We start from the raw sequence: 26,263 nt of genomic DNA on the forward strand, positions 1-26,263 counted from the left end.
CCACGGGGAGTCAGGCGCCCATCGTGATCGTTGACGACCATCGTGAGCGGGCTCGCTCCTACAGGGGGTATGCGGGTTGGGCTGTGCCATTCACCAATGAGAACGGATGAAGTCTTGAATTAATTAGTCAGCTGGATCGAACGCCAACCGGATTGAAGTGAGTCAACGTGTCGCCGTTCTCAGTCCGCACCGACAAGGCGCATTACTTCTCCTTCTCATTTGACAATAATTATCATTAAGCATAATTTGTCGCTCGATATGTCGGACGCCCCCTCTTCCTGGCGTCCCACTAACCTTTTGGCAGCAAGGTGATTTCCATGACGGAACAAGTGTCCACAAGCAGGTGCGATTCACCGCTACTTCAGGCCTTCGTCGACAATCGGCTGATCCTGGTCAAGATCGCAGCCCGCATCACCGGCTGCCGCTCCCGTGCCGAGGATGTGGTGCAGGATGCGTTTTTCCGGTTGCAATCGGCACCGCAGATCACCTCTTCGTTCAAGGCCCAGCTCAGCTACCTGTTCCAGATCGTGCGTAACCTGGCGATCGATCACTACCGCAAGCAGGCCCTGGAACAGAAATATGCAGGTCCCGAAGAGGAAGGCCTGAACGTGGTGATTCAGGGGGCGTCACCGGAAACCTCGCACATCAATTTTTCCACCCTGGAAAACATCGCCGATGCGCTCACCGAACTGCCGAGCCGCACCCGCTACGCCTTCGAGATGTACCGCTTGCACGGCGTGCCGCAAAAGGACATCGCCAAGGAACTCGGCGTCTCGCCGACCCTGGTCAACTTCATGATTCGCGATGCGCTGGTGCACTGCCGCAAGGTGTCGGGCAGCCGGGCCGATACCGGTGTCCGACGTTAAAAGCTTCGCGGGCAAGCCTCGCTCCTACGGGTCCAGTTTCGGTCACATTTTTGTGATTTAACTCGAATCCCGTAGGAGCGAGGCTTGCCCGCGATGACTGACTCAAGACCGCATCAGGCCAACTCACACCGCTCAAAAAACCGCTCACGCCCCAGCACCATCAATGCCGCGCGCTTGTGGGGAAAGTCGAACTCTTTCTCGCAATGAAAACGCTGATCCTGCATGTACCCGATCATCTTCGCGTTGTCGGCCCGAGGCTCGGCGACCACTCGCTGGGTACGCGGATTATCCAGAAACAGGAAATGCGTCAACGCCGATAACCAGCTCGCCACCTTGTGCGGGCCTCGGTGGTTTTCCTCACCCACCAACATGTGAATGCCACGGTCGTAATCACCGGCCTCGTAGAACGGCGCGATGCGATCTTCCTTGGCCCAGTAGGCTTCGAAGTAGGCAAATGGCTGGTCGTCGAAGCAGCCGATCAACGTCACTGTGTGGGGGTCGGCGTCAAGTTTGCTCAGGTACTGGCGATGCTGCTCGAGGCTGCCCTCCTCCTGCCAGAAACTGGCGACCCGCGGGCTGTTCTGCCAACGGTTGAAACGGGCCAGATCCAGGTCGATGTCCAGGGTACGCAGGGAAATCCACATCCCCAGACGCGCATCGAAACGCCGGTAGACCTCGCCTTTTGGCTTCAACGGCCGCAGCGGATGACGCTTGCCGCCACTGATGACCATTTGCTGTGGATAACTGCCGGTCAGCGCCTGTCCCAGCCAAGGCTGGGGCTGTTGCCAGAACAGGGTGCGCTCGCAGCGATACAGGCCAGCCTTTTCCGTAAGAGTCAGCAGACCGCTGAGCAGTGCCTCCGTTGGGACTTTATCGAGTTGCCAGTTCAGTTGCTGACAGGCCGGGTCACGGGCGAACAGCCAGTAACTGGCCGCCCAAAGCGCGAGGTTGTCCGAGTGCCCCAAAGGCTGCACCAGCAGTTCGGCTTCGCGGCTCAGCCGCAGCTGGATCAGCGGTTGACCGTCGAGGCTGAGGCTCAGTCGGTTTTCGGTTTCATCGGCTACAAGACGGCGGCCTGTGGGCAGAGCCAACGTCGTCAGGTCATTCGGATTGGGCATGGAAGGGGCTCACGATAATCGTCGACAGTTCAACGATGGGACGTGTGCCGGGGCAGGAAATTTAAGGGAAACCTCGATCCCCTTGTGGGAGCGGGCTTGCTCGCGAAAGCGGTGTGTCAATCAATGTCTCTTTTTCTGACACTGCGCCTTCGCGAGCAAGCCCGCTCCCACATGAACTGGATCGGTCAGTGCGGGATCGGCACTACCGCAATCTTGTACGGGTCAAAAATCTTCAGCATCTGGCCATTGTCCCGCAACCCTTGCAGCAGCTTGCCGAACGCCTCTCCTGTGATCGGCGCGGCCGGACGCAGGATGGCGTAATGGTGATAGACCTGATCGATGCGATCGGAGATCAGCAACTGATCGGCGACTTGCAGATTGCGCAGAAAGTAGTCGCTCAGGTATGAGCGTGTGACCAGGGCAATGTCCGCGCGGCCACGCAGCACCATCAACAGGTTGCTGTCGTGGGAGTAGGTCAACGTGGCGTTGTAGTTTTGGGCGAGGTATTTGGGTTCGGCATTGAAGTTGGCGAACTCATAGTGATAACCGCTGAACAGCGCCAGGCGCTTGCCCGCCAGATCGGCAAAATAGTCTTGCTGGCGCACCGGTTGGCCTTCGGGTTGGCGCTGCGCGACGAAAATCTCGGCGTCCTCCAGGCCCATGTCGACATCGGTGCGAGGAATGTCCTGCCAGCCCCAGGCCGGGTTTTCGAAGATCGCCATGTCGATCCGGCCTTGCTTGAAGTCACCGAAGCGCCGGGGAATGGAGGTGGGAACCAACACGAATTGATAGTCGCTTTGCAGGACGTTGAGCGCCTCGACCAGTTGCGGCAGCAAACCGGTATCGGCACCATTTTCCGGGCGTACGGTGTAGGGCGGAAAGTGTGCAGCACCAATGCGCACCAGTTGTGCGGCCTGGGACGGCAACATGGGTAGCGCCGTGAGCGTTGCCAGCACAAGCCGTGAAACCGTCCGATTTGGCGAAAACATCAAAACTACCCACTCCCCGAAAATACTGCATCAATGCATTCAAGCTAGGCGGTTTCGCCCAGTTAGCCAGTTTCCTGCCGACCAACACACGCTTACTGTTTCTCCTCCAACACCAGAATCAGCGCCTCATCGGCCAACTGATCGAGGCTCATGCTGCCATCGGCGCGAAACCAGGTGGTGGTCCAGGACAGCGCCCCGGTGAGGAAGCGCCGGGTAATGAACACATCGCCACGAATGTAGCCGGCGCTCTTGGCCTCACCCAGCACCTGCAGCCAGATGTCTTCATAGATATCGCGCAACGCCAGGACTTTTGCCTGGCCTTCCTCGGACAGCGAGCGCCACTCGTAGACCAGCACCGCCATGGCCTCGCCACTGCCGCCCATGATCGACTGCAATTCACAGCGGATCAGCGCCAGCACCTGTTCGCGCACATTGCTGGCCTCGGCGATGGCCGCGCGCATCAAGGCCGTGTTGTAGAGGATTGTCTCCTCCATCACGGCGCGCAGGATTTCGTCCTTGCTTTTGAAGTGATGGAAGATACTGCCCGACTGAATGCCCACGGCACCGGCCAGATCACGCACGGTGGTGCGCTCGTAGCCTTTGTTGCGAAACAGGTGGGCCGCCACTTGCAGCAGCTTGCCACGGGCGCTGTCCGGATCGGTCAACTGGCCGTTGTCGACCAATTCACGCATGACCCTCAGGGCTTTTTGCTCGTCCACCCGTTCTCTCCTACAGTCGATCAATCACCAACGCCGATCCCACCAAAACGGCGGACTTGCGCGGGCAATTTAAGCTGGCATTGGCAACCAAGCAAGCGCTCGGGCCGAAGATATTTCAACCGTTTACAAACCAAGCGCTTGCTTGGTAGTCTCGATACATATCTGTCGGAGGTGGTTATGGAGTTGACTGCACCCAAAACGATTCGCATCGGTTGCGCCAGCGCGTTCTGGGGCGACACCTCGACCGCCGCCGCACAATTGGTCGATGGCGGACGCCTGGATTACCTGGTCTTCGATTACTTGGCCGAAATCACTATGTCGATCATGGCCGGCGCACGGATGAAAGATCCCCAGGCCGGCTACGCCAACGACTTTGTCGAAGTCTTGAGCCCTTTGCTCACGCAACTCGAAGAACAAAAAATTCGCGTCATCAGTAATGCCGGCGGGGTCAATCCGCAGGCTTGCGCCGCCGCCTTGCAAGCGGCGTGCAACAAGGCCGGAGTGGCCTTGAAGATCGCCGTGCTGCTGGGTGATGACCTGCAACCGCAACTCAAGCCACTCACCACTCGCGGCATTCATGAAATGTTCAGCGGCGCCCCACTGCCGCCCATGTGCGTCTCCACCAATGCATACCTCGGCGCGCCTGGCATCGTTGAAGCCCTGCGCCTGGGCGCGGACATCGTGATCACCGGGCGCGTGGTCGACAGCGCCGTGGTCAGCGCCGCGTTGGTGCATGAGTTCAACTGGCCGTGGAACGATTACGACAAGCTCGCCCAGGCAGCACTCGCCGGGCACATCATCGAATGCGGTGCGCAGTGCACCGGGGGCAATTTCACCGATTGGCGCGACGTGCCCGACTACGAGCACATTGGTTTTCCCATCGTCGAAGTCAGCGCCGACAGCCAGTTCATAGTCAGCAAGCCCGAAGGTTCCGGTGGCCTGGTCACGCCACTGACGGTGGGTGAGCAAATGCTCTATGAGATTGGCGATCCGCAGGCCTATCTACTGCCGGACGTGGTGTGTGATTTCACTCAAGTCAAACTGGTGCAGCAAGGTAAAAACGCCGTTCAGGTACACGGTGCGAAAGGGTTGCCACCCACCGATCAGTACAAGGTCAGCGCCACCTATCCGGACGGTTTCCGCTGTACCGCCAGTTGCCTGATTGCCGGTATCGATGCGGTCGACAAGGCCCGGCGTGTCGGCGAAGCGATCATCAACAAGACCTCGGAAATGTTCGCGCGGCGCGGCTGGGCGCCCTACAGTGAAGTAAGCCTCGAACTGCTCGGCAGCGAAACCACTTACGGCCCCCACGGCCAGCGCCGGGACAGCCGCGAAGTGGTGATCAAGCTCGCTGTGCGCCATCCCGACAAACAAGCCTTGATTGTGTTCTCCCGGGAAATCGCCCAGGCCGCCACTGGCATGGCACCGGGGTTGACCGGCATTGTCGGCGGTCGACCTACGGTGTATCCGCTGATCCGGCTGTATTCGTTCCTCATCGACAAAAGCGCCTGCCCCCTGGAAATCGAGCTGGCTGGCGAACGCTACCCTTGCGCCCTCCCCGCCCTGGATGCACTCGATACCGACGATTTGCCCACGCCCTTCGAACCACCCCAGCCCGAGGGCCCCGCCGACGCCAGCGTGGCGTTGATCAAACTCGCTGTGGCCCGCTCCGGTGATAAAGGCAACCACAGCAACATTGGGGTCATGGCTCGCCGGCCCGAGTACTTGCCATGGATCGCCGAGGCGTTGACCCCGGCCGTGATCGTCGACTGGATGAGCCATGTCCTCGACCCGCTCCATGGGCGTGTCGAACGCTGGTATCTACCCGCCACCCACAGCCTGAATTTCCTCCTGGAAAACGCCCTCGGCGGCGGTGGAGTTGCCAGCCTGCGCATCGATCCGCAAGGCAAGGCCTTCGCCCAGCAGTTGTTGGAGATCCAGATTCCGGTGCCGCAACGCATCGCCGACCAGGTCAATTAGAGGATTGTTGTCATGGCTTACGATTCGATTTTCAAAACCGATTTGTTTGCGGGCCAGACCATCATCGTCACCGGTGGCGGCAGTGGTATCGGCCGCTGTACCGCCCATGAACTGGCGGCCCTCGGTGCCCATGTGCTGCTGGTCGGGCGCAAGGCCGACAAACTAAAAAGCGTCGCCGCCGAGATTGCCGAAGACGGCGGCAAGGCCGACTGGATCGTCTGCGATATCCGTGATGAAGACGCGGTCAAGGATCGCGTCGGCGAGCTGATCAAAAAGCACGGCCCGATTCACGGTCTGGTCAACAATGCTGGTGGGCAGTACCCGTCGCCATTGGCCTCGATCAACCAGAAGGGTTTCGAAACCGTGATGCGCACCAATCTGGTGGGCGGTTTCCTGATGGCCCGGGAAGTGTTCAACCAGTCCATGAGCAAGCACGGCGGGGCCATCGTCAATATGCTCGCCGACATGTGGGGCGGCATGCCCGGCATGGGCCACTCCGGCGCTGCGCGTTCGGGCATGGACAACCTGACCAAGACCGCCGCCTTCGAATGGGGTTACGCCGGGGTGCGGGTCAACGCCGTGGCGCCGGGTTGGATCGCGTCCAGCGGCATGGACACCTACGAAGGCGCCTTCAAGGCGGTGATCCCGACCCTGCGTGAACACGTGCCCCTCAAGCGCATCGGTACCGAGTCTGAAGTGAGTGCGGCGATCGTGTTCCTGCTCAGCCCGGCCGCTGCGTTTATCAGCGGCAGCACCTTGCGCATCGACGGCGCCGCCAGTCTCGGCGGGCGGGCCTGGCCGATTCACAAGGCGACCAACAGTGAGTCGTACAACGGCTTCCACCGCGCCTATTTACCCGACGTACTGCAGCCCGACGTGCTCAAGGACAAGGAATAACCCATGCCGGTGATTCAGTCGCAACTCGATCCCCACAGCGAACAGTTCACTCGCAATCGCGAGGCGATGCTGGACGCGATCGAACAGGTCCGGGTACTTGAACAGAATCTGTTGAACAAGGCTGCCGAGGCCAAAGCCAAATTCGATAAACGCGGGCAGTTGCTGCCCCGCGAACGCCTCAACCTGCTACTGGACCCCGGCGCACCGTTCCTCGAACTGGCGAGCCTGGCCGGCTACAAACTGCACGACGACAAGGATGGCAGTTCGGCCGGTGGCGGATTGATCGCGGGGATCGGTTATGTGTCCGGCGTGCGGGCATTGATCGTGGCCAACAACAGTGCGATCAAGGGCGGGACTATTTCCCCCAGCGGCTTGAAAAAGTCCCTGCGCCTGCAACAGATCGCCATGGAAAACAAACTGCCGGTGATCACCCTCGCCGAAAGTGGCGGTGCCAACCTCAACTACGCGGCGGAGATTTTCGTCGAAGGCGCGCGCAGCTTTGCCAATCAGGCGCGGATGTCGGCCATGGGCCTGCCGCAGATCACCGTGGTGCACGGCTCGGCCACGGCAGGCGGCGCTTATCAGCCGGGCTTGTCGGACTACGTAGTGGTGGTGCGTGGCAAGGCCAAGCTGTTTCTCGCCGGCCCCCCCTTGTTGAAAGCGGCCACCGGCGAAGTCGCCACTGACGAAGAACTGGGTGGTGCCCAGATGCACGCGCAAACCGCCGGCACCGCCGAATACCTGGCTGAAAACGATGCTGACGGCGTGCGTCAGGTGCGCGAGATCGTCAACCTGTTGTCATGGAACGATCAGTTGCCATGGCGCCCCGAACCGCAATGGGAAGAACCGCTCTACCCTATCGATGAACTGCTGGGGCTGATTCCGGATGACCCGAAAAAGCCCTACGACGTGCGTGAAATCATTGCCCGTATTGCCGACGGCTCGAACTTTCTCGACTTCAAGAACGAGTTCGATCAGCAGACCGTTTGCGGTCATCTGAAAATCCAGGGTCGCACCTGCGGCTTCATTGGCAACAACGGCCCGATCACCCCCAAGGGGGCAAGCAAGGCCGCACAGTTCATTCAACTGTGCGACCAGAGCCAGACACCGTTGCTGTTTTTCCACAACACCACCGGTTTCATGGTCGGCACCGAGTCGGAGCAGCAAGGCGTGATCAAGCATGGCGCCAAGATGATCCAGGCGGTGGCCAATGCCCGAGTGCCGAAACTCACCATCGTGGTGGGCGGGTCCTATGGCGCCGGCAACTACGCGATGTGCGGCCGAGGCCTTGATCCGCGATTCATCTTCGCCTGGCCCAACAGCCGCACGGCGGTGATGGGAGGCGCCCAGGCCGGCAAGGTGCTGCGCATTGTCACAGAGGCCAAACAGGCCAAGGACGGCCTGGTACCCGACCCGAAAATGCTCGACATGCTGGAACAGGTCACCGCGCAGAAACTCGACGCCCAGTCCACGGCGCTCTATGGCAGCGCCAGCCTGTGGGACGACGGTTTGATCGATCCACGCGATACCCGAACCTTGCTCGGTTATCTGCTGGATATCTGTCATGAGGCCGAGGTGCGGCCACTGCAAGCCAATAGTTTTGGCGTAGCGCGTTTTTAATTTGATCGTTCCCACGCTCTGCGTGGGAACGAGCGGGTTTGTCAGGAGAACAATAAAAATGATCTTCACCCAGGAACACGAAGCACTGCGCCGCACCGTCCGCCAATTCGTCGACCACGACATCAACCCGCACGTCGAGGAATGGGAAAAAGCCGGGCGGTTTCCGATCCATGAGATTTTTCGCAAGGCCGGAGACCTCGGCCTGCTGGGCATTTCCAAACCGGAAAAATTCGGCGGCATGGGGCTCGACTACAGCTACTCGATCGTCGCCGCCGAAGAGTTCGGCACCATTCATTGCGGCGGCATCCCGATGTCCATCGGCGTGCAGACTGACATGTGCACCCCAGCCCTGGCACGTTTCGGCTCCGATGAACTGCGTGACGAGTTTCTGCGCCCGGCGATCAGCGGCGAGCAAGTCGGCTGCATCGGCGTCTCCGAGGTCGGGGCCGGTTCCGACGTGGCCGGGTTGAAAACCACGGCACGCAAGGACGGTGACGACTATGTGATCAACGGCAGCAAGATGTGGATCACCAACTCGCCGAGCGCCGACTTCATCTGCCTGCTGGCCAACACCTCCGACGACAAACCGCACATCAACAAGTCGCTGATCATGGTGCCGATGAACACCCCCGGCATCAGCCTCAGCTCGCACCTGGACAAGCTCGGCATGCGCAGTTCGGAAACCGCCCAGGTGTTTTTCGACAACGTGCGCGTGCCCCAACGCAACCGCATCGGCCATGAAGGCGCAGGCTTCATGATGCAGATGCTGCAGTTTCAGGAGGAACGCCTGTTCGGCGCGGCGAACATGATCAAGGGCCTGGAATATTGCGTCGACAGCACCATCGAGTACTGCAAGGAGCGCAAGACCTTCGGCAGTGCCCTGATCGACAACCAGGTCATTCACTTTCGCCTGGCCGAATTGCAGACCGAAATCGAATGCCTGCGGGCGCTGGTCTATCAGGCCACCGAGCAATACGTCAAAGGCCAGGACGTCACGCGCCTGGCCTCCATGGCCAAACTCAAGGCCGGTCGGCTGGGTCGCGAGGTCAGCGACAGCTGCCTGCAATATTGGGGCGGCATGGGCTTCATGTGGGACAACCCGGTGGCCCGCGCCTATCGCGATGTGCGGCTGGTGTCGATCGGCGGCGGGGCCGACGAAATCATGCTGGGGATCATCTGCAAACTCATGGGTATCCTGCCGGGGAAAAAGAAATGAGCCACCTGCCCGATTGCCAGACACTGTTGCTGGACCAGCACAATGGTGTGCTGCACATCACCCTTAATCGCCCGCAATGCCGCAATGCCATGAGCTTGCAGATGGTTACCGAACTGCGCGCGGTGCTGACGGCGGTACGCGATAACCGTGCTGTTCGCGCCCTGGTGATCGCCGGCGTCGGCGGACACTTCTGTGCCGGCGGCGATCTCAAGGACATGGCCAACGCCCGCGCTCAGGGTGCAACGGCGTACCGCGAACTGAACCGAGCCTTCGGTGCGCTACTGGAAGAAACCCAGCAAGCGCCGCAGGTGGTGATCACCGTGTTGCAAGGCGCGGTATTGGGTGGTGGCTTGGGTCTGGCGTGCGTCAGCGATATCGCCATGGCCGATCATCAGGCGCAATTCGGTTTGCCGGAAACCAGCCTCGGCCTGTTGCCGGCGCAGATCGCGCCATTCGTGGTCCAGCGCATCGGCCTGTCCCAGGCCCGACGCCTGGCTCTGACAGCAGCACGCTTCGATGGCACCCAGGCGCGGCGAATGGGCCTGGTGCATTTTGTCGAACAGGATCCGCAGGCATTGGCCGAGCGCCTCGATGAAGTGCTGGCCCATGTGTTGTGTTGTGCGCCGGGGGCGAATGCGGCGACCAAGAAACTGTTGTTGGCCAGTGCCGTGCAGCCGACGGGGGAATTGCTGGATGAGGCGGCCGAGTGGTTTAGCGAGGCGGTGACGGGCGCGGAAGGCGTCGAGGGGACCATGGCTTTTCTGCAAAAAAGAAAACCGGGGTGGGCCCCTTAAAAGCCTCGCTCCTACGGGATTTCACACGATCTGTAGGAGCGAGGCTTGCCCGCGAAGAGGCCCACACATCCACCGCAAATCCAAAGGGATAACCCAATGCCCGGACTCACAAAAATCCTCATCGCCAACCGCGGTGAAATCGCCTGCCGCATCCAGCGCACGGCCCAGGCCCTGGGCTATCGCACCGTCGCCGTGTTCAGCGACGCCGATGCCGATGCGCTGCATGTGCAAATGGCCGACGAAGCCGTGCACATTGGCCCTTCGGCGGTGCAACAGTCGTATCTGAACATCCCGGCCATCATCGACGCGGCCCGCCGCACAGGCGCCGACGCGATCCATCCGGGCTACGGATTTCTCTCGGAGAACGCCGGGTTCGCCCGCGCTTGCCAGGCTGCCGGCATTACCTTTATCGGGCCCAGCCCCGAAGCCATCGAACTGATGGGCAGCAAACGCCTGTCGAAAATCGCCATGATCGAGGCCGGCGTGCCGTGCATTCAGGGTTACCAAGGTGCCGATCAGGATGACGCGAGCCTGAGCCGCGAAGCCGAACGCATCGGCTATCCGCTGATGATCAAGGCCAGTGCCGGGGGTGGCGGGCGCGGTATGCGGCTGGTGCACGATGCCGGTGAGTTGCTCGAACACATTCGCACCGCGCGCTCCGAAGCCCTGCACGGTTTCGGTAGCGATGAACTGATCCTTGAACAAGCGTTGATCGAGCCGCGGCATGTCGAAATTCAATTGTTTGGTGACCAGCACGGCAACCTGATTTTCCTCGGCGAACGTGATTGTTCGATCCAGCGCCGCCATCAGAAAGTCATCGAGGAAGCCCCCTGTCCGGTCATGACCGAGCCGTTGCGCCAAGCCATGGGAGAAGCAGCGCTCAAAGCCGGTCGCGCGGTGAACTACGTGGGCGCCGGCACCGTGGAGTTCCTGCTCGATGCAAGCGGTCGGTTTTACTTCCTGGAGATGAACACCCGCCTGCAAGTGGAACACCCCGTCACTGAACTGATCACCGGTCTGGACCTGGTGGCCTGGCAACTGAACATCGCCGAAGGACAAGCGCTTCCACTGCGCCAGGAGCAGGTGCAACTCAAGGGTCATGCCATGGAAGTGCGCCTGTATGCCGAGGACCCGACCCAAGGGTTTGTGCCCCAAACCGGGCGTATCGCCGCCTGGGAACCGGCACTGCAAAGCGGCGTGCGAACCGATGATGGCTTGATCGAAGGCGGGGACATCAGTCCGTTTTACGACCCGATGCTGGGCAAGATCATTGCCCATGGTGCCACCCGTGAAGAAGCCCGTCGCAAGCTGTTGCGGGCTGTGCAAGACAGTGTGTTGCTGGGGGTGCAGAGTAATCAGCGCCTGCTCGCCAGCCTGTTGCAACACCCGCAATTCATCAGCGGCGAATTCAGCACCGCGTTCATCGCACAACACTTCGCCGACCATCCATGCCTGCAGGCTCACGTACCGAGCGCCGAAGAGCTGGCGATTGCCGTGGCCCTGCTCTATCAGGCATCGGCACAAGCCCATCGCGGTGCGTTGGCCGGTTGGCGCAACAACGCCAGCGTGCCGCTGCACTATCGACTCGGCGCGCAGAATCAGGAGTGGTCGGTGAGCCTGGACGCCGTACCGGGCGAGGCCTTCCGGATTCAAGTGGCCGATCGCCGCCTGGAACTGAGGATCCTTGACTGCGATGGACATTGGGCCACCTTGGTCATCGACGGCATCCGTCAACGCTGTGCCTACCGACTGCAAGCCGATCAGCTCTATCTGTTTACCCGTCCGGGCAGCCTTCGCCTGGAGGACCGGACCCAGGCCCTGGTCAGTAGCCAGGCGACTGTCAGCACCGGCACCCTCAAGGCCCCGATGGATGGCGCCATCGTCGATGTACTGGTCAGCGAGGGTAGCCCGGTCAGCAAGGGTCAATTGCTGGTCGTACTGGAGGCCATGAAAATGGAGCATCCGCTCAAATCGGGTATCGACGGCGTACTCAAGCGTTTGCAAGTGCGGGTCGGTGATCAGGTCAAGAATCGTCAGGTATTGTTGGAGGTTGAATAAGCCGCTAGGCGGAACTGCCGGGTTTGGCTACGCTCAAAAACTATCAGTATGCCGATACTAGGAACCCTGCAATGCCTCAATGGCTGGTCATTGATTTGGAAGCCACCACCGATGAGGGTGGCTGGCCAGTAACGGAAATGGAAATCATCGAAATCGGCGCCACCCTGGTGGACCGCAAAGGGCACGAACTGGATCACTTCCAGTGCTTTGTGCGGCCCTTGCGGCGGCCGCTGCTGACGCCTTTTTGTCGACAACTGACACACATCGCCCAGACCGATGTCGATACAGCACCGACGCTCAGCGATATCTGGCCGTCATTCGAGCAATGGCTGGGGCGATACCATTCACAACTCGAAGGCTGGGTCAGTTGGGGCGATTACGATCGCCAGCAGCTCATCCAGGAATGGCAGCGCCTGCAACTCGACAGTTTCCTGAGCCGTGTACCGCACATCAACCTCAAACAACGCTTTGCCAAGGCCCGCCGGCTGGAGCGCCCGCTGGGGCTCAACGGCGCGCTGCAACTGGCGGGCCTGCAATTTACCGGGCAACAACACCGGGCGCTGGAAGATGCGCGCAATACCGCGCGGCTCCTGCCGCAGATTCTCCCTCCTTTGGAGAGGTGACGACGCCGGCCCCCTTGTGCATACTGGCCGGCCCTTTTTAGCCCTTTTCGAGGAATCGCCCATGTTTAAAGTCAACGAGTACTTCGACGGCACCGTCAAGTCGATCGCCTTTGGCACCGCTGAAGGTCCGGCGACCATCGGCGTCATGGCCGCGGGCGAATACGAATTCGGCACCAGCCAGCGTGAAATCATGCACGTGGTGTCCGGCGCCCTGACCGTCAAGCTGCCTGACAGCAACGACTGGGAAACCTTCGCCGCCGGCAGCCAGTTCAACGTGCCCGCCAACAGCAAGTTCCAGCTGAAAGTGGCCGTCGACACCGCTTACCTGTGCGAATACCGCGGTTAAACCCTCGGGTTTTCATGGCGACAAAAAACGCCCGTGTCTTTGAAGACACGGGCGTTTTTCATTTCAGGGCGATTATTCCAGGATTGTCACCGGCATACCGACCTCAAGTCGGCCAATGCCGTCATTGACCAGATTCTGGCCAAACATCGCGCCATCGGCCTCGGCGCGGTACTTCTGCAAGGTCGCCAAGGGCTCGCGATCTTCGCTGCGAACACCGGTTTGCGGGTCGATGGTGGTCAGGATGCACCGTGAACACGACTTGACCACTCGGAACTCGACGTCACCGATGCGAATGCGTTTCCAACCATCTTCGGCATAAGCCTCACTGCCCTCGATCACCAGATTCGGGCGAAAACGCAGCATTTCCAGTGGGCGCCCGACCTTTTGCGACAAATCTTCCAGCGACGCCTGGCCGATCAGCAACAGCGGGAAACCATCGGCAAACGCCACCTGATCATCGTCTTTGCCATAGCCCGCCTCGGTCATCCGTGCGCGATCCAGCGGCACTTGCACCAATCGCGTCGGCTTGCCAATGAATTCACTGACCCAGGCGCCCGCTGCGTCGCCGGCGTCCGGTACACGCAAGGTGTCGCGCCAGATGGTCACGCCGCGCAGTGGCGCGTCACTGCCCGGAAGCGCAATGTCGATCGGTGAATGGCCGGGGGCATCGAGGGTCAGGCCACCTTCGGCATTCCACAATGCGGACAGTTGGCTCATCTGCGCCACTGCGCGCTGGGTCAGGAAGCGTCCGCTGGCCTCGTCCACCAGCATCCAGCGCCGATCTCCGTCCAGTCCCAGCTTGTCCAGGCCAATCTGTTGCAAGGTCTCGCCCTTGCCGGATTTCAACGGATAACGGTAAAGCGCGCTCAGACGTAGCATGGCCAGCTCCCTGTGGGCAAAGCGTCACCCTATACGAGCTTTAACACCGAATCAAAAGTGCGAACCCGCGTAGGAGCTGTGTAGGAGCTGCGTAGGAGCTGTCGAGTGCAACGAGGCTGCGATCTTTTAATCTAAAAAACCAACATCAAAAGATCGCAGCCTGCGGCAGCTCCCACACAGGAGGGTAAGCGGCTTTATGCAGGGACGGCATCCAGCATCAAACGCTGGCGCACCACGTCGACCAATTTGTCCGGCTGGAACTTGGAGAGGAAGTTGTCGCAGCCGACCTTTTTGACCATCGAGTCGTTGAAGCTGCCGGACAGGGACGTATGCAGTACCACATAGAGGCCACGCAGACGCGGATCGTTGCGGATTTCCGTGGTCAGGCGATAACCATCCATCTCCGGCATTTCCGCGTCGGTGAAGACCATCAGCAATTTATCGGTCATGTGCACGCCCGTGTCGGCCCAGGCCTTGAGCATGTTCAGCGCCTTCAAACCATCACTGGCGATGTGCATTTTCACCCCCAACTGACCCAAGGTGTCGCGCAATTGCGCCAACGCCACATTGGAGTCATCCACCAACAGCACTTCACGGCCACGGGCGCGCTCCAGTACCGGGTCGGCCAGTTTTTCGCGAGATACCTTGGCGTTGTAGGGGACGATTTCGGCCAGGACTTTTTCCACGTCGATGATTTCCACCAACTGATCGTCGACCTTGCTGATGGCCGTGAGGTAATGCTGGCGACCGGCGCTGCCCGGTGGCGGCAGAATGGCTTCCCAGTTCATGTTGACGATACGGTCCACGCCACCGACCAGGAACGCCTGCACGGAGCGGTTGTACTCGGTGACGATAATCGTGCTGTTCGGCCCCGGCACCAGCGGGCGCATGCCAATGGCCTGGGACAGGTCGATCACCGGCAGAGTCTGACCACGCAGGTTGACCACGCCGCAAACGAACGGATGGCGTTGAGGCATGAGCGTCAGTTTTGGCAGTTGCAAAACTTCCTGCACTTTAAATACGTTAATCGCGAACAATTGCCGCCCGGCGAGCCGGAACATGAGAATTTCCAGGCGATTCTCACCCACCAGTTGCGTACGTTGGTCTACCGTATCGAGAATGCCAGCCATTAATGACTCCAGGGCTTTAACTGATGAATTCACTAGTAGAGGGTTATCGGCTGTTTCCGCCGGATCTTGACCCCTCGTGAAATGCCACGCGCAACGATTGATGTCACATTAACATCATGCTTTACTGGCGCTGTGATTTTCATCTGCTACATTATCTTCGGCGCGACCACTGTTTGCGCCATAGGTTCCGTCGCGTAAGGGATTCCCCTACCGACAATCAGGCACAACCTGATATTCGCGATATCCAATAGCCATTAATGTGACGCCATTCTCATTGCATGAATGGAGTCAGGCTTTTGTGTGCGATCGCCGGTCAGTGGCCAACCACCCCCTCAAGCAGTTCCACAGCCTCGGTTCAGGCGGGCCGGAACGCGATCTCACGACGAAATGGTTACGTCGGGACGCCCATCGTCCTCGTCGACACACACGACATTCCCCCATCAGTCATGACGTTGTGGAGATAAGCATGCCGGACAATCGTAAAGAGTGGGCGAAGCGGGTCCCCGAATTTCTCGTCGAAGCCGAATCACTGCTGGCCAAGACCGAGGAGTGCCTGAGTCATCTGCAACTGATCAGCAATGACAAGGACGCCATCGACTGCATGCTCAGCACCCTGCTCAAACTCGCCAGCAAGGCGGACGCCCTTGCGCTGGCGGCCGTCTCGGAGTTTTCGCTGCACATTCATGGTTTGCTGAACCACGCGCACAACCACATGGAACTGCACGACGAAGCCCTGAATGCGTTGAAAGACTGCCTGACGTTGATCGCCTGGCAACTTGAACTGATTGACCAGAAAACCGGCCAACTGAGTCTCGACGAAACCGAACAGACGACCCTGATCGAAGCCTTTGCCTTTCAGGTCGGACAAAGCCAGTTCCAACTCCCTGTTAATTCCAAACCGTTCACACTCGTTCCCTACCTGGAACGGCAGGCTTAGATCCACAGAACTGTGTCTAACTTCACACTTTATAACCAAGATTGCGCGGTAACTTGAACGCACTCATGTCGCAATTGATTAATACATATCCAATAACGACAACCTCAAATAAATATCCATTCCTCCGGGCACTTGAATGCCTGTCATGACTAGGGCTTTTCCTGGTATCAAAGGGCAGTGATCCATGGCTGATCATTTTCTCAACGGCGTCGACAAGTACACTGTCCCAATGGGGGATTGACGCCCGGAACGCGCTGTTTCCTGACTCCACGGACATATATCGGATGCGCGACCAACGGTATCTTAAGTGGTACTATGCCGCCCATTAGTTGACGTCAATTAATGGCAACTTGACTGCCAGTCGGTTGTCCGATCAAGTTTCATGCTGGAACTCTTGTACGGAAACTATGCGCCATTGATTTCAATGTACAACATTACAAAACAGAGGCCTGTCAGCGAGCATGACCGGTCTGCCCGCAGCGAACATCCATTGGCTCCATCCGCTATGTACGCCAGCTTCAAGTCAATCGCCACGTGGCCACCTTCCCGAGAAAACGCGCGCCGGTTCACGCTGGTGCTATGCGCCTGCTCTACGTTCGGCAACCTGCTGACCTATGGTTTATCCATTCACCTGCCGCTGGCTTTACTGGTGCTCAACATCGCGGCGCTGAGTTGTGTCTGGGTCCAATATCGCCTGTCGCGCAAGTCGATCAAGTTTCAGCCGCAGGAACTGGCCGATCGCTTGCTCCAGGTCCAGGAAAACGAACGTCACCGACTCAGTCGGGAACTGCATGACGATATCGGCCAGTTACTGACGGCTGCCAAGCTTCAAAGCGACTGGCTCAGACGCCGAATGCCTGAAGAACTCCAGGGGCAATGCTCCGTTCTGTGCGACACCCTGGAAGAAACCCTTGCCAAAGTCCGCGATGTATCAGCCATCCTCAATCCCCGGCAATTGACCAGCCTCGGGCTGGAAGCCAGTCTGCGTGCACATTTACTCAAGACGCTGGCCAATACCTCCGTGCACTGGAGCCTGGAATGCCATCAACGCCTGACCGGGATACCCGAAGAAATGGCGGTGGCCGCCTTTCGCATTACCCAGGAAGCCGTCACCAACATTCTGCGGCATGCCCAGGCAAAGAATCTTCTGATCTGCCTGCAACGCTTGCCGCAAGGCCTGTCACTATCGATCAGTGACGACGGGCAGGGATTCGCCCCGGCCACAGATCCGGGTCGTGAGGGACAGCGCGGCATGGCCGGGATGTCGGAGCGGATCAATCAACTGGGCGGTACCCTGACCGTTACCAGTGAACCGGGTAAAGGCACTCAAATCGAAGCTCTCTTCCCCTGGGCGCCCCGCGCGCTCGAACGGGCCTGTACGAATAAGGTTATGCATTGACTTGTAACTTACTTCTGGTGGATGACCACTCGCTGATCAGGGCAGGCGTGCGCGCCCTGGTGCTGGATCTTCCTGGTTACGCGGTTGTTGGCGAGGCCAATGACGGTTCGCAGTTGCTGGACATGGTCGAGCATTTGTCCCCGGATATCGTGCTGCTGGATATCTCCATGAAGCAGACCGGCGGACTTGAAGCCTTGCAGCAACTCAAGCGGATCCGTCCACAAAGCAAGGTGCTGATCCTGTCGATGCATACCGACCCGGCGCTGATCATGCAGGCGCTGGAGTCCGGGGCTCATGGCTATTTGCTCAAGGACACCACGGCCACCGAACTGGAACATGCGCTGGAAGCTTTGCGTAACAACGAACGCTACCTGAGCCCGGCCATTGCCCATACCGTCATCACACAGGCACTGACCCGAAGCCAGAAAACCCCTGAACCGGCAGACTCGCATGGTTTGACCGCCCGCCAACTGGAAATCCTGCGCTTGATTGTTCGTGGCAAATCCACCCGGGAAATCGCCAACGGCCTGGGCCTGAGCGTCAAAACCGTTGAAACCCACCGTTCACAGATCATGAAGCGCTTGCAGATCTTTGATGTGGCAGGCCTGGTACTGTTCGCCGTGCGCGAGCAGATCATCAGTCTGGACGACTGACAGATTCCGTCGCAGCCAACAGCGCCGAGCCTTCAGGCAAGTGCACCCGAAGCGCTGCTGGCCGCGCTGTAAAACGCAAACTGTCACCCTCCAGTGGTTCGCCATCGAGGTTGATATAGAGACCTTCGCTGACCTTGATCTCGACCCATGGCAGGCGGGCTCGCACGAACAGGCTATCGATACCGAAGCCATCGGCCAGCAGGTTTTTCAAGGTGCCGACCACTTCCTGGGGGGCTGGCAAAATGCTTATATCGAGCAACCCGTCGTCAACCAATGCGTGCGGGCACAATACGTGACCGCCGCCCGCCTGCCGGCCATTGCCGATGCCCAGCGCCAACAGATCGCCACGCCAGTGAAAATCCGGGCCGTGCAGCTCGCCGTAAGCGGCGTGCAACTCGCTGAAGCGTGACAGGCCAGTGAACAAATAAGCGGCGCCGCCGAGCACCTTTTTCAGCTCCTCGGAAGTATTGGCCGTCACCCGACTGCCAAATCCGCCCGTGGCCATGTTCAAGAACACTTGCCCACCGACCTCCCCCAAATCAATGGCGGTCGGCGTCACGTCCAACAAATCCAGTGCCTTGTCCGGCTCCTGAGGCACCCCGGCGGCACGCGCGAAATCGTTGGCTGTTCCCAGCGGCATCAAAACCAGACTGGCCTGCGTCGAATGCGCAGTCATGGCCTCGGCGATATCACGCAGAGTGCCGTCACCGCCACCGGCGATGATCTGTTTGAAACCTGCGGCCAGTGCTTCATCCACCAGACGCTGGGCGTCACCGGCTTCCCAGGTCAACCGGACGGCCAGCTCCCAGCCTTGTTCACGCCGGTTTTCGACGGCCCTGCGAACTACTTCGTTGAGGGCTTGCTTGCCGTGCAAAATCAACAGCGCCTTGCGATCACTCATTGATGGTCACTCCCAGGATTGAATGGCATATGGGAAATGTTGACCTCGCAGGACTTGATAAAAATTCGCAGGCGTTGGAATTAAATCGAATTGAGCACTCTTAAGTCCTACACGGCGCGATTTTTCTTACAAAACGTGAGGAATCGGCTCAATTGACCCAAAAGTGTGATTGGTCCACTTTGGTGCCTGTGGTTTTCAGTGATCAGCAGGACTCACACAAGGACGTGCCATGCAGAGCCATGACCTTAAGCTACCGGTATTTCCCGTCGCACCGCCCGCAGGGAAACAGACCGATCACCAGACTGAAATCAAAAACAACGTAAAACCCAATGGAGAAGTCGATATGGAGCCTCGTGCCGTTGAGCTGGAGACCCACCTCAAATACATCCGCAAAAACATGGAAGAAGTTCGCAGTGACGTCAGATCCATCAAGCACAGGCTTGCGTATGCCGCTGGCGGCGCAGCCGTGGTACTCGGACTACTTGGCTGGATCGCCAACAGCCGTTTCGACCAGGTCGTGACACTGCTCCTGGCTCATTGATCAGCCATGAACGCAAAAACCCGGTTCGATAAACCGGGCTTGCGTGGCAACACGGTCGAGAGGGTTAGCTGATGACTTCACTCAGTGGAATGAAGTACACACAATCTCCAGCAACCAGCGTCCGATCTTCCAACACTTCTACCAATCCATCGGCCCAGGCGGCACTGCGCAACACCCCGGAACTCTGATTCTTGTAGATGATGGCGCTTCCGTTCTCCAGGCGACCACGCAAGTACTCACGTCGATTCCCGGCCACGGGCCAGTCAAACCCTGCTGGCACCTGCACCTTCAACGGTTCCACCTGCATGACGCCCTGACGACGCAAAAGATAAGGCCTGGCCAACAAGGCAAAAGTCACCAAGGTTGATGCTGGATTCCCAGGCAGGCCAATGACCGGCACGCCGCGAAAATGCCCGAATGTCAGAGGCTTGCCAGGCTTGATGGCGAGCTTCCACAAACTCAGCTCCCCTTCCTCGCGCAAGGCAATGCCTAGAAAATCAGCCTCCCCCACCGACACGCCACCGGTTGAAAGAATCAGATCGACATCTTTCAAGTCACCAAGTCGCGTACGCGTGGCGACCAAATCATCTGGAAGAATGCCAGCGTCGATGACTTCACAACCCAAACGCTGCAACCAACTGCAGAGCAAAACACGATTGCTGTTATAGATCTGACCTGGTCCTAGTGCCTGCCCAGACTCAATCAACTCATCTCCGGTCGACAAAACCGCAACGCGAACCTTGCGAATCACATCCAGCTCGGCACACCCCAGCGAAGCGGCCAGGCCTTGTTCAATTGGCCCCAGACGCGTACCTGCCGGAAGAATCAATTCACCAACCGTGGTCTCCTGGCCTTGTGGACGAATGTTTTGCCCAATGGTCAGTGTTTCGGTGAAACGTACTCGCTCATCCGCCTGTACTTCGGCATTTTCCTGCATCTCGACACAATCGGCGCCCGCTGGAACGGGAGCACCCGTGAAGATTCGAGCACAGGTTCCCGGTTGCAGTGTGTCAGGCGCCTGCCCGGCGAAAATTTTCTGGCTTACGGCCAGCGGCTCTCCTGTCCAGTCGGCCATGCGCAGGGCATAACCGTCCATGGCACTGTTGGGCCACGGTGGCAGGTCCAGCGTCGACACCAGATCATTGGCCAGCACCCGCCCCTGAACCTGTGCCAATGGCAAGCGCTCGCGGTCGACAATCCTTGAGGCGTGAGCCATTTCCAGCAATCGCGCCAGCGCCACTTCGACCGGCATCAGGCTGCCGGTCTTGCCTGGCTTACCCGCGGGATTCACAGGGAGCCGCCTGTTTCAGATGAGTGACAAAGTTGCAGGGACGATGCCGCGAATCCAGCTGCTCGCCCAGAATACCGTCCCAACCAGTGCGCACAGCATTGGTCGAACCCGGCAAACAGCATACCAGCGTGCCATTGGCAAGCCCGGCCAGAGCGCGGGATTGAACGGTCGACGTGCCGATATCCGCCACCGAAATCTGTCGGAACAGCTCACCAAACCCATCGACTTGTTTATCCAGCAAGCAGCTCACCGCTTCCGGAGTGCTATCGCGCCCGGTGAAACCGGTGCCGCCAGTAATCAGCACCACCTGTACGACATCGTCGGCAATCCAGTTAGCGACTTGCGCACGAATTTTGTAGAGATCATCTTTGAGCAACACCCGGCAAGCCAGGTGATGGCCGGCAGCCGTCAATCGGTCGACAAAGACTTGTCCTGAGGTATCGGTTTCAAGGGTACGGGTGTCGCTGACCGTCAGCACCGCGATGTTCAGCGGGACGAAAGGTACATCAGCCTTGGCTTTCATAGGCTCATCCAGTTGTAGGAGAAACAGCCCGGTGTTATATCACAGCGCCCTATTTATCCGCCGCCCCCATGGAGGCACAGCATGACCTCTAACTCGGATTTACCGCCGTGCTCCATTCTCCTCCTGGCGGGTGGTCGCGGGCAGCGCATGGGCGGCCAGGATAAAGGGTTGGTGGAATGGCACGGTGAGCCTTTGATCGCACACCTGCATCGCAAGACGCGCTCACTGAGCGATGACCTGATCATCTCCTGCAACCGCAACCTGGAAAAATACGCACCCTATGCCGACCAATTGGTTCATGACGATGAAGGGGATTTTCCTGGGCCATTGGCCGGTATTCGCGCAGGCCTGAAGGCGGCTCGCCATACGCATCTGCTGGTCTTGCCTTGCGATGTGCCGCGCATTGATGACGCCCTGCTCGCCAGCATGCGCGAAACCGCCAGCCAACACCCCGACAAGCCCTTGATGCTGCGCCACGGCGACCATTGGGAACCGCTGCTATGCGTGATTCCCGTGGCACTTCGCAAGGCGTTCGACAGCGCCTGGAGCGAGGGCGAGCGCAGCCCAGGACGACTCATGCGAAAGCTGGGCGCAACTGCACTACAGTGTTTAGACAACGACCCGCGCTTGGCCAACCTCAATACACCAGAACTGTTAAGCGCGCACAACACTGTGTCAGACTGACTGCACCCGAGGAACTTGCACGTGTTGCATACGTCTGAAGCTCAGTAACCAAAGTATTCAAATTCGGAGACATACCCCATGACTCAACGGACGCTGGCCACTTTCATGCTTGCACTGGGCCTCGCTACCCTCGCCGGTTGCTCATCGCCAACAGTGATCACCTTGAATGACGGTCGCGAAATCCAGGCCGTCGACACGCCACACTTTGACAAGGATTCGGGCTTCTACGAATTCGAACAACTGGATGGCAAGCAAACTCGCATCAACAAGGATCAGGTTCGCACCGTTAAAGAGCTGTAATCTGCGCGGCGACTACCGGATACAAAAATGCCCCGACTTGTCGGGGCATTTTCTTGTCTGGCACCGTGAATTATGGGTTCGGTTCTTTCGCAAGGTTACCCACTCGCGTCAATGCCTGCGTGGCTTCGGTAATACATTTTCTGTCGTCGTTCGCCGAGTTCGCCGCTTCCGCACTGGCCTGCATGCGTTTGACTTCCATGGTGGCGTTTTCGGGCGTAGCCGGCAGGCTGGCGACCTTATCCCTGAGCTCCTGGAGCTTGATCGTGCAAAGGTCGTGCTCCCCTGCAGCGAATACCGGGGAAGCCAACAGTGCCGCACAAATGAAGACTCCAGCGAAAGCGGTACGTTTCATGGGTATCTCCTTGCATGGAAGGTCCCGGCGCCACCGAATGATCTGGCGGCAATACCGAGGTCTTTTGAACGCCACGTTCGTGGGGCCCGTTCAAATGACTGCGAACCCGCCCAAAAATTCGATTTATCCAGACAACACACTGTCGCCAGATCACCATTGCAACGTAATCGTGCTCTCGAACTCTCTTTCCTGCCCCGTGATCGGATCTACAAACTTCAGCCCTTGGGCCAGGAGCTTCAAAGGATTGGCGTAGTCATCTTCCACATCCTTGAGTACCTGTGGATAAAACGGATCGTTGCAAATGCTCGCGCCCAACGCTGCCATGTGTACCCGCAATTGATGTTTCTTGCCCGTCACCGGGTAAAGGCCATAACGCCAGAGCTCACCCTTTTTCTCCCGGACTTCCACAGCCGTTTCGGTATTGGGCACGCCAGGACCTTCCTGCATACGAAAGAACGGCTCGCCGTCAACGAGTCGACTTTTATGGACCAGCGGAAACGAAAGCTCAGGCAAGGCATGGGCAATGGCTTCATAGCGCTTTTCGATCTGTCGCGAAGGAAACAACGACTGATACGCCGATCGACTCAGGGGATTGGCTGAAAACAATACCAGTCCCGCCGTATGCCGATCGATGCGATGCAATGGCACCAGGTGAGGGTTGTCCAGGCGGTGGATCAGCCGCCTGAGCAAGGTCTGTTCAACGTATTCACCTGCTGGTGTCACCGGCAAAAAATGCGGTTTGTCCGCCACCACCAGATGCTCATCCGCATACAGGATCGATTCGATCACCGGGATCGGTTTTTCGTCCGGCACTTCGCGAAAATAGTGAATGCGCAGGCCTTCCTTGTAAGGCAAATCGAGGGCGATGGGCGCACCTTGCCCGTCGAGAACACGACCACGGGCAATTCGGTCCAGCCACTGTTCACGACCAATGGCGCTGAAATGCTCGCACAGGCAATCGAAAACGGTCTGCCACGAACCGGGCGGCAAGTACAGCGTACTGGCCTGGCTGTGTGCAGCGGAAAAAGATGAACTGGACATACGAAAACTCTAACCCTCGATACAGGGCGACATTATCCAACAGCGCGGGGAACGAACCTAGCGCAGAATCCTCATGCCGGTATTTGTGTGCGTGCCGCCGCTTCGGTGTACTCCTTGAGCCAGCGCAGTACATCGACCGCCTCCCAACGGCTTGGGTCGTACAGCGCATACAACAAACCCTGATAGCCCACGACGTCCAGTTGCCGGTGGTAGCCTGCGCGCTGGAACAACGCTTCGATTTCAGCGAAACAGGTATTGAAGTGCAGTTTGTTGAAAGGCGTTTTTCCTTCCGTTACCAGCCCGTCCAGACGCAACTCGAGGACGGCCTCGCGTACCACGTCCACCGACATACCGTTTACGCTGCTCTTCAATTGTTCGACGTTGACCACGATTCTTCCCTCTCACCCCGGATGTGGCTGCACAACCCTGGTCTCAGGGACAACAATGCAGCAATCCGGATAACTGTATACGCATACAGTATCCGAATCGCCACATTTAAGCCAAGGGGATCAATCGCAAAGTTCGACCGACGGAAGTCCCGTCATCGCAAAAAATCTAACGCAGGAAGGCCACTACATCGTCGGAGCCGAACGGCCAGCCCAGCTCAGCGCCCGTATCGACCCTGCGTAATACTGGAATACGCAGACTGTAGGCGGCGAACCATGATTCGTCGTCAGCGATGTCCACCAGTTCCACCAGCAGACCGCGCTCGACGAACTCCATCAGCATGGCTTCAGCCACTTCACAGAGATGGCACCCCAGGGTGCCGAACAACTGACATTCAGGAGGCATGAGCACTCAACCAAAAAATTGAGTGACTATTCTAGGCCGCCCCCCAAAAACCGTCGAGCACCGAGGCAAACCGAGGCAGCGCTGCTCAATCCTGGCTTACCGCGCCGATCTTGTGCACCGACAAGTCCGCCCCGTAATACTCTTCTTCCTGACTCAGCCGCAAGCCATGCAAAGCCTTGATCACGCCATACACGGCCAATCCTCCGGAAAATGCCACGGTCACGCCCAGTGTCGTGCCAATCAACTGGCTGATCAGGCTCACCCCGCCCAGTCCTCCCAATGCACTCTGGCCGAAGATACCGCAGGCAATCCCGCCCCACACGCCACACAGACCATGCAATGGCCAGACACCCAGCACATCGTCGATGTGCCATTTGCCTTGAGCGGCCGTAAAGCACCAGACAAACAGCGCCCCGGCAATCGCCCCTGTCGCGAGTGCGCCCACGGGGTGCATCAGGTCGGAGCCGGCGCAGATCGCCACCAGTCCGGCCAGCGGGCCGTTGTGCAGGAAACCCGGGTCATTGCGCCCGACAATCAAGGCCGCCACAGTGCCACCGACCATGGCCATCAGCGAGTTCACCGCGACCAGGCCGCTGACTCCTTGCAGGGTTTGCGCGCTCATCACGTTGAAGCCGAACCAACCGACGATCAGGATCCACGAGCCCAACGCCAAAAACGGAATACTCGACGGCGCGAACGCCACCAGGCGCCCTTCGCGATATCGACCATTACGCGGCCCCAGCAGCAACACCGCCGCCAGCGCCAGCCAGCCGCCCATGGCATGGACTACCACAGAGCCTGCAAAATCATGGAAGCCGGCACCAAAACGCCCCTGTAACCAGGCCTGCAAGCCAAAGTTTCCGTTCCAGATCATGCCTTCGAAAAAGGGATAGATGAACGCCACGATCATCGCGGTCGCGCACAGTTGCGGAACGAATCGGGCACGCTCGGCGATGCCTCCGGAAATGATCGCCGGGATCGCCGCGGCAAAGGTCAGTAAAAAGAAAAACTTCACCAGCCCGTAACCGTGATCGGCATTGATCACAGCTGCCGGTTGCATAAAGGTCACCCCATAGGAAATCCAATAGCCTATAAAGAAGTAAGCCAGGGTCGAAACGGCGAAGTCGCTGAGGATCTTCGACAGCGCATTGACCTGGTTTTTTTGCCGAACCGTACCGACTTCCAGAAAGGCAAAGCCGGCATGCATGGCCAGCACCATGACCGCCCCGATCAGAATGAACAACGTATTGGAACTATGGACCAGGCTGTCCACAGCGCTTTGCAGATTTTCCATGGATTAGGCAGACCTTAAGGCTGAAAAAAGCACCAAAGCAGTTCGCGCGGGCAATCCATGCACCAAGTTGTGACGTCTCGAGCGGAGTACGTCACTCCCGATGAACCGCTTTGGCGCACAGGGTTCGTCAAGGCCAGTCACGACCGAGACATCGGCTCGGGTTTTGATTGTTTGAGGTAAGTCTTGCGACAATCATGCCCAGCAACAGCGCAGCGACGCAGGCTGGCGCACCAGGACACAGCAAAAGTTGTACCAGTCATTTGTACTGAACCTTCACACAAGGCTCATACTCGAACGATTCAGACGCCACCCATGGAGAT

General features: G+C 58.7%; 28 protein-coding genes. 15 read left to right on the forward strand and 13 right to left on the reverse strand.

Translation table 11 applies throughout. The annotated features are described in order from the left end of the window. The first annotated feature begins 317 nt into the window (after positions 1-317). The gene (locus tag ABTV22_RS20650; RefSeq protein ID WP_433736336.1) at positions 318-866 is read left to right on the forward strand and encodes an RNA polymerase factor sigma-70; all 549 of its coding nucleotides are present in this window, start codon (positions 318-320) and stop codon (positions 864-866) included. Between the two features lie 113 nt (positions 867-979). On the opposite strand, the gene ABTV22_RS20655 is transcribed toward ABTV22_RS20650, so the two are convergent. The 3 genes from ABTV22_RS20655 to ABTV22_RS20665 all read right to left on the reverse strand — a co-directional run bounded on the left by ABTV22_RS20655 (position 980) and on the right by ABTV22_RS20665 (position 3,692). Then, positions 980-1,984, reverse strand: a complete 1,005-nt coding sequence (locus tag ABTV22_RS20655; RefSeq protein WP_433736337.1) for a GNAT family N-acetyltransferase — start codon at positions 1,982-1,984, stop codon at positions 980-982. 185 nt (positions 1,985-2,169) lie between these two features. After that, positions 2,170-2,973 (reverse strand): substrate-binding periplasmic protein, encoded by an 804-nt coding sequence (locus ABTV22_RS20660; protein ID WP_433736338.1) that lies wholly within the window; start codon positions 2,971-2,973, stop codon positions 2,170-2,172. 92 nt (positions 2,974-3,065) lie between these two features. Beyond that, positions 3,066-3,692: a TetR/AcrR family transcriptional regulator gene (locus ABTV22_RS20665; RefSeq protein ID WP_433736339.1), complete on the reverse strand. Its 627-nt coding sequence runs from the start codon at positions 3,690-3,692 to the stop codon at positions 3,066-3,068. A 177-nt stretch (positions 3,693-3,869) separates the two neighbouring features. On the opposite strand from ABTV22_RS20665, the gene ABTV22_RS20670 reads away from it, so the two are divergent. The 8 genes from ABTV22_RS20670 (at position 3,870) to ABTV22_RS20705 (ending at position 13,226) form a co-directional block, all read left to right on the forward strand. Next, on the forward strand, positions 3,870-5,672 hold the full coding sequence (locus ABTV22_RS20670; protein ID WP_433736340.1) for an acyclic terpene utilization AtuA family protein: 1,803 nt from the start codon (positions 3,870-3,872) through the stop codon (positions 5,670-5,672). Positions 5,673-5,684: 12 nt separating this feature from the next. Continuing rightward, positions 5,685-6,569 carry an SDR family oxidoreductase gene (locus ABTV22_RS20675; protein WP_433736341.1) on the forward strand — a complete coding sequence of 295 codons (885 nt, stop codon included), beginning with the start codon at positions 5,685-5,687 and terminating at the stop codon, positions 6,567-6,569. Positions 6,570-6,572: 3 nt separating this feature from the next. After that, positions 6,573-8,189 (forward strand): geranyl-CoA carboxylase subunit beta, encoded by a 1,617-nt coding sequence (gene atuC / locus ABTV22_RS20680; RefSeq protein ID WP_433736342.1) that lies wholly within the window; start codon positions 6,573-6,575, stop codon positions 8,187-8,189. Positions 8,190-8,247: 58 nt separating this feature from the next. Beyond that, on the forward strand, positions 8,248-9,405 hold the full coding sequence (gene atuD, locus ABTV22_RS20685) for a citronellyl-CoA dehydrogenase (RefSeq protein ID WP_433736343.1): 1,158 nt from the start codon (positions 8,248-8,250) through the stop codon (positions 9,403-9,405). Beyond that, positions 9,402-10,199 (forward strand): enoyl-CoA hydratase/isomerase family protein, encoded by a 798-nt coding sequence (locus ABTV22_RS20690; protein WP_433736344.1) that lies wholly within the window; start codon positions 9,402-9,404, stop codon positions 10,197-10,199. The genes atuD and ABTV22_RS20690 overlap by 4 nt, the downstream gene beginning before the upstream one ends. Positions 10,200-10,295: 96 nt before the next feature. Further along, positions 10,296-12,257: an acetyl/propionyl/methylcrotonyl-CoA carboxylase subunit alpha gene (locus ABTV22_RS20695; RefSeq protein ID WP_433736345.1), complete on the forward strand. Its 1,962-nt coding sequence runs from the start codon at positions 10,296-10,298 to the stop codon at positions 12,255-12,257. Between the two features lie 71 nt (positions 12,258-12,328). Next, positions 12,329-12,880, forward strand: a complete 552-nt coding sequence (locus ABTV22_RS20700) for an exonuclease domain-containing protein (protein WP_433736346.1) — start codon at positions 12,329-12,331, stop codon at positions 12,878-12,880. A gap of 61 nt (positions 12,881-12,941) precedes the next feature. After that, positions 12,942-13,226, forward strand: a complete 285-nt coding sequence (locus tag ABTV22_RS20705) for a pyrimidine/purine nucleoside phosphorylase (protein ID WP_433736347.1) — start codon at positions 12,942-12,944, stop codon at positions 13,224-13,226. A 72-nt stretch (positions 13,227-13,298) separates the two neighbouring features. On the opposite strand, the gene ABTV22_RS20710 is transcribed toward ABTV22_RS20705, so the two are convergent. Further along, a complete protein-coding gene (locus tag ABTV22_RS20710; RefSeq protein ID WP_433736348.1) occupies positions 13,299-14,105 on the reverse strand; it encodes an MOSC domain-containing protein in 807 nt (268 codons plus the stop codon). A 194-nt stretch (positions 14,106-14,299) separates the two neighbouring features. Then, complete coding sequence (locus ABTV22_RS20715; protein ID WP_433736349.1) at positions 14,300-15,235, reverse strand: chemotaxis protein CheV; 936 nt, start codon at positions 15,233-15,235, stop codon at positions 14,300-14,302. Positions 15,236-15,701: 466 nt separating this feature from the next. Here ABTV22_RS20715 and ABTV22_RS20720 point away from each other — a divergent pair, with 466 nt between their 5' ends. The 3 genes from ABTV22_RS20720 to ABTV22_RS20730 all read left to right on the forward strand — a co-directional run bounded on the left by ABTV22_RS20720 (position 15,702) and on the right by ABTV22_RS20730 (position 18,224). After that, positions 15,702-16,172 carry a hypothetical protein gene (locus ABTV22_RS20720; protein WP_433736350.1) on the forward strand — a complete coding sequence of 157 codons (471 nt, stop codon included), beginning with the start codon at positions 15,702-15,704 and terminating at the stop codon, positions 16,170-16,172. Between the two features lie 505 nt (positions 16,173-16,677). Then, a complete protein-coding gene (locus ABTV22_RS20725) occupies positions 16,678-17,571 on the forward strand; it encodes a sensor histidine kinase (RefSeq protein ID WP_433741460.1) in 894 nt (297 codons plus the stop codon). Continuing rightward, positions 17,568-18,224, forward strand: a complete 657-nt coding sequence (locus ABTV22_RS20730; RefSeq protein ID WP_433736351.1) for a response regulator — start codon at positions 17,568-17,570, stop codon at positions 18,222-18,224. Before ABTV22_RS20725 ends, ABTV22_RS20730 begins: the two co-directional genes overlap by 4 nt. On the opposite strand, the gene yegS is transcribed toward ABTV22_RS20730, so the two are convergent. Beyond that, on the reverse strand, positions 18,208-19,125 hold the full coding sequence (gene yegS / locus ABTV22_RS20735; RefSeq protein ID WP_433736352.1) for a lipid kinase YegS: 918 nt from the start codon (positions 19,123-19,125) through the stop codon (positions 18,208-18,210). The two genes, ABTV22_RS20730 and yegS, sit on opposite strands and share 17 nt — an antisense overlap. 229 nt (positions 19,126-19,354) lie before the next feature. On the opposite strand from yegS, the gene ABTV22_RS20740 reads away from it, so the two are divergent. Next, complete coding sequence (locus tag ABTV22_RS20740) at positions 19,355-19,666, forward strand: hypothetical protein (RefSeq protein ID WP_433736353.1); 312 nt, start codon at positions 19,355-19,357, stop codon at positions 19,664-19,666. 64 nt (positions 19,667-19,730) lie between these two features. Here ABTV22_RS20740 and ABTV22_RS20745 read toward each other — a convergent pair whose 3' ends face one another. Then, a complete protein-coding gene (locus ABTV22_RS20745; protein WP_433736354.1) occupies positions 19,731-20,957 on the reverse strand; it encodes a molybdopterin molybdotransferase MoeA in 1,227 nt (408 codons plus the stop codon). Beyond that, positions 20,941-21,480, reverse strand: a complete 540-nt coding sequence (moaB, locus tag ABTV22_RS20750; protein ID WP_433736355.1) for a molybdenum cofactor biosynthesis protein B — start codon at positions 21,478-21,480, stop codon at positions 20,941-20,943. Before moaB ends, ABTV22_RS20745 begins: the two co-directional genes overlap by 17 nt. Before the next feature lie 81 nt (positions 21,481-21,561). Here moaB and mobA point away from each other — a divergent pair, with 81 nt between their 5' ends. Both mobA and ABTV22_RS20760 read left to right on the forward strand, forming a co-directional pair. Then, complete coding sequence (mobA, locus tag ABTV22_RS20755) at positions 21,562-22,164, forward strand: molybdenum cofactor guanylyltransferase MobA (RefSeq protein ID WP_433736356.1); 603 nt, start codon at positions 21,562-21,564, stop codon at positions 22,162-22,164. 78 nt (positions 22,165-22,242) lie between these two features. Continuing rightward, on the forward strand, positions 22,243-22,464 hold the full coding sequence (locus ABTV22_RS20760; protein ID WP_433736357.1) for a YgdI/YgdR family lipoprotein: 222 nt from the start codon (positions 22,243-22,245) through the stop codon (positions 22,462-22,464). A 70-nt stretch (positions 22,465-22,534) separates the two neighbouring features. Here ABTV22_RS20760 and ABTV22_RS20765 read toward each other — a convergent pair whose 3' ends face one another. From ABTV22_RS20765 to ABTV22_RS20785, 5 genes are all read right to left on the reverse strand, one after another. Then, entirely contained in the window at positions 22,535-22,816 is a 282-nt protein-coding gene (locus tag ABTV22_RS20765; RefSeq protein WP_433736358.1) for a hypothetical protein, read from the reverse strand. Positions 22,817-22,966: 150 nt separating this feature from the next. Further along, entirely contained in the window at positions 22,967-23,857 is an 891-nt protein-coding gene (locus tag ABTV22_RS20770) for a pseudouridine synthase (RefSeq protein WP_433736359.1), read from the reverse strand. Positions 23,858-23,928: 71 nt separating this feature from the next. Continuing rightward, the gene (locus ABTV22_RS20775; RefSeq protein WP_433736360.1) at positions 23,929-24,246 is read right to left on the reverse strand and encodes a transcriptional regulator; all 318 of its coding nucleotides are present in this window, start codon (positions 24,244-24,246) and stop codon (positions 23,929-23,931) included. A gap of 166 nt (positions 24,247-24,412) precedes the next feature. Next, positions 24,413-24,649, reverse strand: coding sequence for a glutaredoxin family protein (locus ABTV22_RS20780; protein WP_433736361.1), 237 nt, complete (start codon positions 24,647-24,649; stop codon positions 24,413-24,415). An 85-nt stretch (positions 24,650-24,734) separates the two neighbouring features. Beyond that, the gene (locus ABTV22_RS20785; protein WP_433736362.1) at positions 24,735-25,943 is read right to left on the reverse strand and encodes an ammonium transporter; all 1,209 of its coding nucleotides are present in this window, start codon (positions 25,941-25,943) and stop codon (positions 24,735-24,737) included. Positions 25,944-26,263 lie beyond the last annotated feature (320 nt).

Source organism: Pseudomonas putida (genome assembly GCF_050990305.1).
Classification (GTDB): Bacteria; Pseudomonadota; Gammaproteobacteria; order Pseudomonadales; family Pseudomonadaceae; genus Aquipseudomonas; species Aquipseudomonas putida_AH.